Below are 11,674 nucleotides of genomic sequence, written 5' to 3' on the forward strand. Positions count from 1 at the left end.
ATAAAAATACAAAATTTGTATCTTAATAGTTTAGACACCATCTATTTTATTTGGTCACAAAAATAGAGTAAAAAAATATTTAAATAGAAATGTCATGTATACTTAACGCATACGACATATTTAAAACTAGAACTCAAACAACATGAAAAAGCTAATCTTATTATTTTTGTCAATTATAATGTTTAATTGCAACAGCAATGCTCAGAAAACTGAACAAAAAACATATAAAGTTTCTAAAACAAATGCTGAATGGAAATCACAATTGTCTCCCATAGCATATCATGTTTTAAGAGAAGCGGGCACAGAACGTCCTTTTTCAAGTCCTTTAAATAAAAATTACAAAGCAGGCATTTATACTTGTGCAGGATGCGATACCCCTTTATTTAAAAGTGAACATAAATTTGATTCTGGCACTGGATGGCCGAGTTTTGACAGAGAAATTGAAGGTAATGTTGCTTTTGGTTCTGATAATAAACTGGGATACTCGCGTGACGAAGAGCATTGTGCTACTTGTGGCGGACATTTGGGACATGTTTTTAATGATGGCCCAAAAGACACTACCGGGAAACGTCATTGTATCAATGGGGCAGCTTTAAAATTTATTCCGAATAAATAGAAATCTCAAAAAACAAGTTTCAAACTCCAATAGCTTCATATTCAAAATTTGGAATTTCATAACAAGTGCGTTACTTTTAATACATGGAAAGCTATTTAACCAGTATTATAAAACAGTTTGAATATTATAAAAGCTTAGGCGATAAAACTTTTAAACAACTTGACTTCGAAGCACTCCAAAAAGAATTTGCTGAAGATTCTAATTCAATTTCTATTATTGTAAAACACCTTGTTGGTAATATGCTAAGCAGATGGACCCATTTTTTAACTGAAGATGGTGAAAAAACATGGCGACAACGCGATTTAGAATTTGAAGATACTTACACTACAAAAGATGCACTTATTACTGATTGGAATAAAGGTTGGAACTGTTTATTTAATGCCATTACACCTTTAGCGGAAACCGATTTAGAGCGCATTATTTATATTCGAAATCAAGGACATACGGTTACCGAAGCTATTAACAGACAATTAGCGCATTACTCCTATCATGTTGGACAAATTGTTTTTCTTGGAAAATTGGTAAAAAGTAAGAACTGGGAATCGTTATCTATTCCAAAAGGTGATTCTAAAAAGTACAATGCAGAAAAATTTAGTAAAGAAAAAGAACGCCGTCATTTTACTGATGATTTATAATCTACAAGTCATTTCGAACGCTAGAGAGAAATCACATAATTTGATTGAAGAAACTATACACTTTTTATGATGTGATATCTCAATCGTGCCTCATTCGATATGACTAACAAATTAGCAACTACCGAAAGCCTATTTACCATTTTTCATAGTAACTCGCCAAATAAAAATGACTTGGTTACCTTCTTTTAAAAGGCCTAATAATTAAGCGAGCTTCCCTATCAAACCGTACATAATTATACACCCAATTTACAAAAACAACCATCCTGTTTCTAAAACCTATTAGAAAAAAGAGGTGGACAAACATCCAAACATACCAGGCAAAAACACCTTGAAACTTAAACCGTTTTAAATCAACCACCGCTTTGTTTCTTCCTATAGTTGCCATAGTTCCTTTGTCTGTGTATACAAATGGTTTCATGGGGCGTTCTTCTATTAATCGAAGCATATTATCGCCTAACTGATCTCCCTGTTGTATGGCAGGTTGGGCCATCATGGGTAAACCATTGGGGTATTCCTCACTTGTCATACAAGCGACATCACCTATTGCAAAAATGTGATTGAATTCTCTAACCTGATTAAATTCGTTTACTAAAAGCCTATTCCCCCTAGTTATAAATTTTTCTGCATCCAACCCTTTTATATTGGCTCCTTTTACACCCGCTGCCCAAATTAAAGTAGCCGTTTCAAATGTTATATCTGTATTAGTGGTTACTGTTTTTCCGTCATAGTTAACCACTCTAACATTTTTCCAAACATTAACGCCTAGCTTTTCTAAAAAATCCTCGGCCTTTTGAGATGCCTTAGCACTCATCCCTTTTAAAATATTATCCCCCGACTGAACCACATGAATTTGCGCCAATCTGGTATCTAAATCAGGGTAGTCCTTTGGTAAAATACCTTTTTTAATTTCTGCCAAAGCACCAGCCAACTCAACACCTGTAGGGCCTCCTCCAACAATCACAAAATTCATAAGAGCATTACGTTCGTTTAAATCTGAAGTTAACAAAGCATCTTCAAAATTCTCCAAAATCAAGCTTCTTAAATTAAGAGATTGGGGTATGGTTTTCATAGCCATACTATATTTTTCTATATTGGTATTTCCAAAATAATTAGTTTCAGAACCCGAAGCCACGACCAAATAGTCAAATTTAAGTTTACCTATATTAGTAATTACTTTGTTTTTTATAGGGTCAATTTCCTCAACATCAGCCAATCTAAAATGGAAGTTAGGAAAGTCCTTTAATATTTTTCTAATGGGATAGGCAATAGAATCCGGCTCTAATCCGCCAGTAGATACTTGATATAATAAAGGTTGAAATGTATGGTAGTTATTCTTGTCTAATAAAACAACTTGAAGGTCCTGTTTGGATAGCTTTTTTGCTAAAGCAACTCCTGCAAAACCACCCCCTACAATAACAATACGAGGGAAACTTGTTTTTTTTATGTTCATAAGCAAGTTTTTATTTTTTTAACAGATTTTATATGATTTACATAATTTTAGTTATGCTTATTTAACATATAAATACTTGCAAGGCAAAGGTAACATAAAGATGCAAATTTAAAGCCTTGTATATTCTTTATTCAAATTCGATTTCGTAAATTCGTACCCTAAATTTTAACACATGAGTAAATACGATATTATAGTTCTTGGAAGTGGTCCCGGTGGTTATGTTGCTGCCATTAGAGCATCGCAATTGGGTTTTAAAACTGCTGTTATTGAAAAAGAAAATCTTGGAGGCATCTGTTTAAATTGGGGATGTATCCCAACAAAAGCGTTGTTAAAATCTGCCCAGGTATTTGAATATCTTAAACATGCGGGAGACTATGGTCTATCGGTTGAAAATTTCGATAAAGATTTTAACGCAGTAGTTAAGCGTAGTCGTGGGGTTGCTGATGGTATGAGTAAAGGTGTTCAGTTTTTAATGAAGAAGAATAAAATTGACGTTATTGATGGTTTTGGAAAACTTAAACCTGGTAAAAAGATTGATGTAGACGGAACAGAATATAGTGCAGACAATATCATTATTGCAACTGGTGCACGATCTCGCGAATTACCAAGTTTACCACAAGACGGAAAAAAGGTGATTGGTTATAGAGAGGCTATGAACTTACCAAAACAACCAAAGAAAATGATTGTTGTTGGTTCTGGTGCGATTGGTGTTGAGTTTGCATATTTTTACAATTCTATGGGAACGGAAGTAACCATTGTTGAATATTTACCTAATATAGTTCCTGTTGAAGATGAAGATGTTTCTAAACAATTAGAACGTTCTTTTAAGAAAAGTGGTATAAAAATTATGACTTCTGCCGAAGTGACATCTGTTGATACTTCTGGAAAAGGAGTAAAAGCAACGGTAAAAACTAAAAAAGGAGAAGAAGTTCTTGAAGCTGATATTATTCTGTCTGCTGTAGGTATTAAATCAAATATTGAAAATATTGGATTAGAAGATGTTGGTATTGTTGTAGACAGAGATAAGATTATTGTTAACGATTTTTATCAAACAAATATTCCTGGTTACTATGCTATTGGAGATGTTACTCCTGGTCAAGCTTTGGCACATGTCGCTTCTGCCGAAGGAATACTGTGTGTAGAAAAATTAGCTGGTCAACATGTTGAAGCTTTAGATTACGGAAACATTCCTGGTTGTACTTATTGTTCGCCAGAAATTGCGAGTGTAGGTTTAACTGAAAAACAAGCTAAAGAAAAAGGCTTAGATATTAAAGTTGGTAAATTTCCATTCTCTGCTTCTGGTAAAGCAAGTGCAGGTGGAAACAAAGACGGTTTTGTAAAAGTTATTTTTGATGCTAAATATGGCGAATGGCTAGGTTGCCACATGATTGGTGCTGGTGTTACCGATATGATTGCAGAAGCTGTTTTAGGTAGAAAACTGGAAACTACCGGACATGAAGTATTAAAAGCAGTACATCCGCATCCAACGATGAGTGAAGCGGTTATGGAAGCTGTTGCTGATGCTTATGATGAAGTGATTCATTTGTAAAAGCCCCACCTAGCCTCCCCAAAGGGGAGGAATTCTTACTCAAAATTATAAAAAATGGCGATTCTTATATGTATAAGAATCGCCATTTTATTATATCTTACATTATAATATAATGCCCTATTCAACCAAGTAAAAGTTTCGATTTCTCGGAACCTTTTTTTATTTTAAAATTTAAGACGCGTACCAAATTTATAGATCATATTATTACCCACTGAATAGTTAACCGAAGGATCTTTTTTTGTTAATCTAAGATTTACTCCTCCATAAATAGAAAAATCATCTGTTATATCATATTGAAAGCCAAAAGTTGAAAATAAAGACGTAGCATTTGTCTCTATAGATCCATTCTTTCTTAACAAGCCTACTTTAGGTCCAAACAAAACGCTAAATTTATTACTTATAAAATATTTGGTCAGTAGCGGAAATTCTGTAACAGTGTAGCTATTAACAAGATCATTTGTGCTTCTTTCTTCCCTTCCTAGTCTAAAAAACAAATTCTCATTTATTTTAAATTCAGAAAAATAATTAGAATAAAATATTGGAGTATCATTTATATTAATTTCGTCTGTAATAAGAAAAGAATCCGCTTTTCTTTCCTCTTGAGATAAAACAGGTTTTAAAACTATAAAAAAGATAATAATAACAAGTAACTTATTTTTCATAACCAGTTTTATTTGAACTCATTTAGACTTTTTGAATTTTAGCGAAAATTAGAAGTTTTTAGCTCTGTTGAAGACTTTTTTAAGTTGCATAGCAGAGTTACGGAAGGAAAAAAAGACAAAAATAGAGTTGAAAACAGCAATTTTTTAGCAAATTGAAAAAGTTTAAATGAGTTCTTTAAATAATAAATACAAATCTATATTTAAATATCAGGTTATTATCATAATCAAGTCATAAAATAAGCCAGGAAATTGTTAAATATTTATAACAAAATCTAAAGAAAACTTTGAATAGCCAACTCATAACTCTGCAATCCAAAACCAAGAATAACCCCTCGAGCATTTGGAGATATAAATGATTGATGACGAAACTCTTCTCTATTAAAGGTATTCGAAATATGTACTTCTACAACAGGTGTTTCTATAGCTTTAACAGCATCACCTATTCCAACAGATGTATGTGTATAGGCTGCAGCGTTTAAAATAATACCATCTAAACTAAAACCTACTTCGTGTAGTTTATCAATGAGTTCTCCTTCTATATTAGATTGAAAATAGTCTATCTCTACGTTTGTATACTTTTGTTTAACTTCTTCTAAAAACTCAGTAAACGATAAACTTCCATAAATATTAGGTTCTCTTTTACCCAAAAGATTAAGGTTAGGACCGTTAATGATGATTAGTTTTTTCATGATGGTAAATATATTAAAAATTAGGTAGAAAAATGGTGTCTAAAAAGCAAGGCATATATCATAATTAAACCAACCTTGGTTCTAAGTAAAGTTAAAAAACTTGGTTTTACAACCTACTTTTATACATATAAGTAATACTTTAAAATGTATTCTTTGTAAATATTAAGAACATAAAAATACCATAAGCAAAAACTAAAAAGAAACCTTTTGCTCTGCTTATCTGTAATCTTTTTGGCAAAAATATTATCGGGAATATAATAAAACTGAAACCTAGCATCCAAAAAATATCATTAGACAGTATTTGAGGTTCTGTAACAGGAATAGGCTTTATAATAGACGTTAACCCCAAAACTGAGGCGATATTAAAAATATTTGATCCAATTAAATTACCTAAAGAAATGGCTTTTTCTTGCTTTGCTGCTGCAATTACAGATGCAGCTAATTCTGGTACACTTGTTCCTATGGCAATTAAAGATACTCCAATTACAGCTTCACTAACACCAACTGAACGTGCGATATCTCTTGACCCATCTACTAACCAAACACTTCCATAATATAGAGCGACCGCTCCAATAACCAACCAAATAAAGATCTTAAAATTTGAAACTACCGCTAGGGCTTCATCAACTTCTTCAATGTTTGTATTCTTACCAGTTTTTTTTATTAATATAAATAAAAAGAAAATAAGACCGATAAATAAAATACCGCCTTCTATAGCTGTAAGTTTATTATCATTTTTAAGAAAATAGTATAGAACTATTGAGAAAACCATCATAACTGGCCAATTAAGCTTGTAAAATGATTTATCGACTGCTATAGTACCTATTATAGCAGTTATACCTAGTACTAAACCAATATTTGCAATATTGGAACCTACCACATTGTTAATTGCTATAGCTGGTGATCCTGTTAATGCGGCTTGGATACTTACCAATAGTTCTGGTGCCGAAGTAGCAAAAGATACTACCGTCATACCAATCACCATTTTAGATATACTAAACTTAAATGATAATGCTACAGACGAACGTACCAAAAACTCCCCTCCTACTACCAACAATATAAAACCAAGGATCACCCAAAGTATACTCATAAATATATTTTTTGCGAAGATAATATAAGAATTAAGATTTTTGATTTTTGATCTACAATTTTTAAGTTCCTTACTAATTCACAGTATGCAAAACAGCATTAAAACTAAAAGTTTCGTTAAACAACTATAAAAATAGTTATATATTTGTTTTCTATTAAAAAATTAAACAACTTGGTTACCCTTTATAGTTTTTTATTCAGAAGTAAATTGTGAAAGTCCAACCTAAAGGTAATATCAAAATAAATAATTAAGATTTCCTCCTTCAAGGAAATGAAAAACATATTAATCGATGGAAAAATTAACAAATAAAGAAGAAGAAATCATGCATATTTTATGGAGACTGGAAAAGGCTTTTGTAAAAGATGTTCTTGCAGAAATAAAAAATGATAAACCCCATTACAATACACTATCTACCATTATAAGAAATTTAGAGGAAAAAGGTTATCTGGCTTATAATGCGTATGGTAAAACGCATCAATACTACCCTATTATTAAAAAGGAAGATTATAGAAAGCGTTTTATGTCTATGGCCATTAACAATTATTTTAATAATTCTTATAAAAACATGGTATCCTTTTTTGCCAAAGAAGAGAAAATTAGTGTAGACGAACTTAAAGAAATTATTGCATTAATTGAAAAAAAGGACTAAACATGGAATATTTACTAAAAGTTAGTGCCTTAATTTCTATTTTTTATTTCATTTACAAGGTGTTTTTACAACATGAAACCTTTTTTGAATCTATTAGAATTTTTCTTTTTTTAGGATTAATTAGTTCATTTATAATTCCTTTTTTGGTTATTCCTATTTATATCGAATATACTTCTGCTTTAACTTCAAGTTATGATGGTGTTACAACAGTACAAAAGATAGAAGAGCCTCTTAGTATTTTAGACTATCTTACTATGGTTTATTTAGCTGGTGTTCTCTTCTTTTTTATCCGTTTTATGATACAATTAGTTTCGTTAGTTGCAATAATTTTTAAAGGTAAAAGCAAAAAACAGGGAGGATATACATTTGTTAGAATTAATACCAATATGTCACCATTTTCATTTTTTAATTGGATCGTTTATAATCCCAACTCATTTAATAAAACTGAATTAGATCAGATTATTACGCACGAAAAAGCTCATGCTCAGCAGTATCATTCTATGGATATTTTACTAACCCAACTTTCCTGTATTGTTCTTTGGTTTAATCCGTTTATGTGGTTATACAATAAAGATTTAAAGCAGAATTTGGAGTTTTTAGCTGATAATTTGACAATAAATAATATCAAAAACAAGAAAGGTTACCAATACACTTTGCTTAAAACAGCCTTCTCTATTAATAAATTGGCTTTAAGCAATAATTTTTATACGTCATCAATTAAAAAACGAATCGTTATGTTACACAAATCGAAATCAAAAAAAATCAATCAATTTAAATTTGTTATAGCAATACCTCTGTTATCAATATTTTTAATGAGTTTTAATACAGAAAAAGTTTGTGTTGCTAAAACTCCAAATTCAATAAAACCCATTGAGACAGGTAAAAACCATGGTGTATTGCCCTTTTCTGATCAACAAATTGACCCTTTGTATATTCTTGACGGAAAAGAAATTTCAAAAAAGAAATTTGATGCTCTAAATACAGATGATATTGAATCTGTATCTGAACTTAAAGATAAATCTGAAATAAAAAAATACGGGAAGAAAGGAAAACATGGTGTTATTATTATTACTTCCAAAAAAAATGGAAATAATGGAAAAAGTGTCAACGACAATATTGATTTTGGTTACGGGTTACCCTTATATATTCTGGATGGAAAAGAAATTCAAAAAAAACAATTAGTTGAATTAAAAAGCAACAATATTAAATCTGTTGTTATTCTGAAAAATAAACCTGAAATAAAAAAATATGGAAAAAAAGGAAAGCATGGTGTTGTTATCATTACTTCCAAAAAATAATATAAAGACTCATAATACATTACATATTTAAGCTATTTTCAAGACACTCTATATAGAGTGTCTTTTTTTATATTTTATTATTAAAAAAGATGAAATTGATAAAAAACACCTTTTTTAAAGCAAATAGTGCCTTGATAATTAAAAACACACTCGAAATACCCCTATAATTATTTCATTTTAAAATTAAATAGTTGAAAAATAATTACAAAATAAAACTTTGATAAAGAGAGTCACATAAATATTGTAATCTATTCTGTTTTTTTACTTACAAATTCACATTCAATTTCATCAATTTTCGTAAAAACGTTTGGCAAACATATAGGTAAATATATATCTTCAAAAAACATTGATATAAATAACTTATTTAATAACCTTTAAAACTTTAGAAATATGATAACACTTGCCAAACTTATAATTGATGTAATATTATTTATTATCGCGATTATATAAATTTAACTAAATGTAAAACTTAGTCTAGAATAAGTTTTATTATTTTTATGAAATGCAAAAGCAAGTATTTAAATTTTTAGCGAAGGTTAATAAAATAGTCCTACCTAGTTATTCCAAACAACAATTAGATCTAGCTAAAGCTAATAAGCTGCAAATGGCTATTATTGGCTGGAGGTGGTTTGTTACTAAAAATGCTTTGGATTAGTTTTTATTTTTTTAAGAATACTTATTAAGCAACTATACAAATACTTACACTCAACAAAATCAAATTAACAACATTATGGTAGCTATTTTTTCTTTTTAAATAGCGTCTTAAAGAACCCATCGTCCTTTGTATTTGAGTTCGTTTTCTCTTCTACAGATTTGTTTTTCTTTTTATTTGCCCGTTGTATAGAATCGTTTTGTTTTTTAAGTTTACGATTGTGTTTTGCTGTGACTCTTTTTATAGAGTCTTTTCGCTTTTCATTTTTCTTTTTAAGCTTGGCTTTTACTTTTCCTATAGAGTCGTTTCTACGTTTTATTACTTTTTCAAGTTTAATTTGTGCTTTTTCTATAGAATCTTTTTTATAAAGTACTCGTTGTAACAAGTTTTTAGGCTTTTCTTCAAACTTTAAGTCTTTTTTGTAGTAAGAGGTATCTTTAGTCTTATAGTTAATCCAGGTTCCTACTTTTAAATTATTGTTATACTCGCCTTTTAAAGTTATGCTTCCACTGGAATCATAATTAGCTATTTTGCCATCTAAATAACCATTATTCCAATGTTCCAGAGTACTTAACTGTCCGTTTTCATACCAGCTTTTCCACAACCCGTTTTTTAATCCGTAATTGTAAGTTCCTTGTTCTGCCAGTTGATTAGACCTGTAGTATTTTAAATATTCGTTATGCAATACCTCGCCTCCAATATTGGCTACCGATTTATGTATTCCTCCCGACTTATACCAGTAATAGGTCTTATCTACATCAAAATTGTTTATCTTTTTTAATGCTATGTAACATTTTATATCATAACCGTTTTCACGTATTGTACGCTTTTGTAATTCTACGGTAAAGGCTAAACATAAAGCAACTAAAACGAAACCTAATACATGCTTTTTCACAAATTTTAATCTTATCTTTTTACTACTAGTAAAATTAATGGTATAGGCATAAATCTCACTAAGGTTTTACCTTAATAAAACTAAGGTTTATTATATTGTGTTAACAAAAAAATTATATACACTTATACTATAGAAATCGCCCTTCGAAGTAACTGTCAACAATAAATTTTAATTATTATTAAACAAAAATATACTTATAAGTAAAATTATTGATATTTAAGTTTACTTTTTTATACTTAACCTTAAAATAGATTTACTGTTTAATCACCTAAAAACACAAAAGCTACTCTATTTTTAGAATAGCTTTTATTTTCTTACTCATACTTGATACTTTTCACAAACAAGCCCCGCTATTTAGCTCATAAAAAAGCCTTTACATCCCGATAGTTAACGAGACTGTAAAAGCTTTTCTGTATTATTTTCTTACTCTTGCGCTTGCCTATCTTTGACGGCGCTCGTTATAAACGAAGCGCTAGCAGGGGCATACGAGGACTAGAGGAGGAAGTCTAATTCTCTAACTTAAAGACAACTTCAAACAAGGAATCATTTTTAAATTTGTAAAATTGTGGCATATTTCCAATCATATCCCTTGCTAGCGCTCGTTTATAACGAGTGCCGAAATGAGTAAGAAAAATATTTAACAAACTACTTTACTTCAGAAATAGAGTAACTTTTTAAATTAGCCTTACCCAAAAAACCCCGTATCATCTATCTCTAATATACTATGGTCTTCTTGAAAATTCTTTGCACTTGAGTATTTCCAATCTATAGCACTGGTTACAAAACCACTTTCTACTGGGTTATTATGAATATAGTCTATTTTTTGTTTAATAACCTTCTCACTCCATAGTTCTATAGGCTTATTATGATGCTGCCAAAACTGATATTTTGTAACATTACCTTGCTTTTTTCCTGCTCTTTCAAACATACATAATAACCATTCTTTTCGGCTTTCTCGTGAGTTATTTCCTATGGTTTCTATTACTTTTTTTGCTGTATGCTTTTTAAAATCTCTCAATAATTCCATAGGTCGTTCATCACTGGATCTAAACATTAAATGAATATGACTTGGCATAAAACAATATGCATATAATTCCATACCTTTTTCTTTTCTGCAGTAGTCTATGCTTTCTGCTAATACATTAAAATATACTTGCCTTATAAATACATCTAGCCAATAAACGGTTGCGAAACTTACAAAATATAAACCACCTTTGTTATGGAACTTGTATTTTCTGCTCATGGCTCTAAAATACAAAAAACTATACCTTTATAGTATAGTTTTTTATTGTCTTACTCGGTACGGCACTCGTCATAGACGAAGCGCTAGCGCATACGAGGACTAGCGGGGGCAAGTTGAAGTTTTAATAACCTCCTTGCTTAATAGCAAAGTGTACCCTAGCTCTCTCTTTAAAGAACTTTATGCCAAAAGGTGGGGTGTTGAAACCTTTTATGATGAGTTAAAAAACAAACTGAAAATTGAACATTT

At 30.5% G+C, this 11,674-nt stretch carries 13 protein-coding genes; 7 read left to right on the top strand and 6 right to left on the bottom strand.

The features are described from left to right. Positions 1 to 142: 142 nt before the first annotated feature. Complete coding sequence (gene msrB, locus Q4Q35_RS16240) at positions 143 to 616, top strand: peptide-methionine (R)-S-oxide reductase MsrB (protein WP_303279070.1); 474 nt, start codon at positions 143 to 145, stop codon at positions 614 to 616. 83 nt (positions 617 to 699) lie between these two features. Beyond that, on the top strand, positions 700 to 1,251 hold the full coding sequence (locus Q4Q35_RS16245) for a DUF1572 family protein (protein WP_303279071.1): 552 nt from the start codon (positions 700 to 702) through the stop codon (positions 1,249 to 1,251). Positions 1,252 to 1,426: 175 nt separating this feature from the next. On the opposite strand, the gene Q4Q35_RS16250 is transcribed toward Q4Q35_RS16245, so the two are convergent. Further along, positions 1,427 to 2,701, bottom strand: coding sequence for an NAD(P)/FAD-dependent oxidoreductase (locus Q4Q35_RS16250; protein ID WP_303279072.1), 1,275 nt, complete (start codon positions 2,699 to 2,701; stop codon positions 1,427 to 1,429). A gap of 172 nt (positions 2,702 to 2,873) precedes the next feature. Here Q4Q35_RS16250 and lpdA point away from each other — a divergent pair, with 172 nt between their 5' ends. Further along, the gene (gene lpdA, locus Q4Q35_RS16255) at positions 2,874 to 4,250 is read left to right on the top strand and encodes a dihydrolipoyl dehydrogenase (protein WP_303279073.1); all 1,377 of its coding nucleotides are present in this window, start codon (positions 2,874 to 2,876) and stop codon (positions 4,248 to 4,250) included. Between the two features lie 164 nt (positions 4,251 to 4,414). On the opposite strand, the gene Q4Q35_RS16260 is transcribed toward lpdA, so the two are convergent. The 3 genes from Q4Q35_RS16260 to Q4Q35_RS16270 form a co-directional block, all read right to left on the bottom strand. After that, a complete protein-coding gene (locus tag Q4Q35_RS16260) occupies positions 4,415 to 4,912 on the bottom strand; it encodes a hypothetical protein (protein WP_303279074.1) in 498 nt (165 codons plus the stop codon). Positions 4,913 to 5,184: 272 nt separating this feature from the next. After that, positions 5,185 to 5,601, bottom strand: coding sequence for a type II 3-dehydroquinate dehydratase (gene aroQ, locus Q4Q35_RS16265; protein ID WP_303279075.1), 417 nt, complete (start codon positions 5,599 to 5,601; stop codon positions 5,185 to 5,187). A gap of 139 nt (positions 5,602 to 5,740) precedes the next feature. Further along, complete coding sequence (locus Q4Q35_RS16270; protein WP_303279076.1) at positions 5,741 to 6,691, bottom strand: calcium/sodium antiporter; 951 nt, start codon at positions 6,689 to 6,691, stop codon at positions 5,741 to 5,743. Positions 6,692 to 6,980: 289 nt separating this feature from the next. Here Q4Q35_RS16270 and Q4Q35_RS16275 point away from each other — a divergent pair, with 289 nt between their 5' ends. The 3 genes from Q4Q35_RS16275 to Q4Q35_RS16285 all read left to right on the top strand — a co-directional run bounded on the left by Q4Q35_RS16275 (position 6,981) and on the right by Q4Q35_RS16285 (position 9,293). Beyond that, the gene (locus Q4Q35_RS16275) at positions 6,981 to 7,340 is read left to right on the top strand and encodes a BlaI/MecI/CopY family transcriptional regulator (protein ID WP_303279077.1); all 360 of its coding nucleotides are present in this window, start codon (positions 6,981 to 6,983) and stop codon (positions 7,338 to 7,340) included. Positions 7,341 to 7,342: 2 nt separating this feature from the next. Continuing rightward, positions 7,343 to 8,638, top strand: a complete 1,296-nt coding sequence (locus Q4Q35_RS16280; RefSeq protein ID WP_303279078.1) for a M56 family metallopeptidase — start codon at positions 7,343 to 7,345, stop codon at positions 8,636 to 8,638. A 502-nt stretch (positions 8,639 to 9,140) separates the two neighbouring features. Continuing rightward, the gene (locus tag Q4Q35_RS16285) at positions 9,141 to 9,293 is read left to right on the top strand and encodes an SsrA-binding protein (protein WP_303279079.1); all 153 of its coding nucleotides are present in this window, start codon (positions 9,141 to 9,143) and stop codon (positions 9,291 to 9,293) included. 82 nt (positions 9,294 to 9,375) lie between these two features. Here Q4Q35_RS16285 and Q4Q35_RS16290 read toward each other — a convergent pair whose 3' ends face one another. Together Q4Q35_RS16290 and Q4Q35_RS16295 are read right to left on the bottom strand one after the other, a co-directional pair. Next, a complete protein-coding gene (locus Q4Q35_RS16290) occupies positions 9,376 to 10,185 on the bottom strand; it encodes a toxin-antitoxin system YwqK family antitoxin (RefSeq protein WP_303279080.1) in 810 nt (269 codons plus the stop codon). Positions 10,186 to 10,870: 685 nt separating this feature from the next. Next, complete coding sequence (locus tag Q4Q35_RS16295) at positions 10,871 to 11,428, bottom strand: REP-associated tyrosine transposase (protein ID WP_303279081.1); 558 nt, start codon at positions 11,426 to 11,428, stop codon at positions 10,871 to 10,873. A 133-nt stretch (positions 11,429 to 11,561) separates the two neighbouring features. Between Q4Q35_RS16295 and Q4Q35_RS22430 the strand changes: the two genes are divergently transcribed. Next, positions 11,562 to 11,674: transposase (locus Q4Q35_RS22430; RefSeq protein WP_367892754.1), on the top strand; the 113-nt coding region annotated here is incomplete at its 3' end.

Source organism: Flavivirga aquimarina (genome assembly GCF_030540835.1).
Lineage (GTDB): Bacteria > Bacteroidota > Bacteroidia > Flavobacteriales > Flavobacteriaceae > Flavivirga > Flavivirga aquimarina.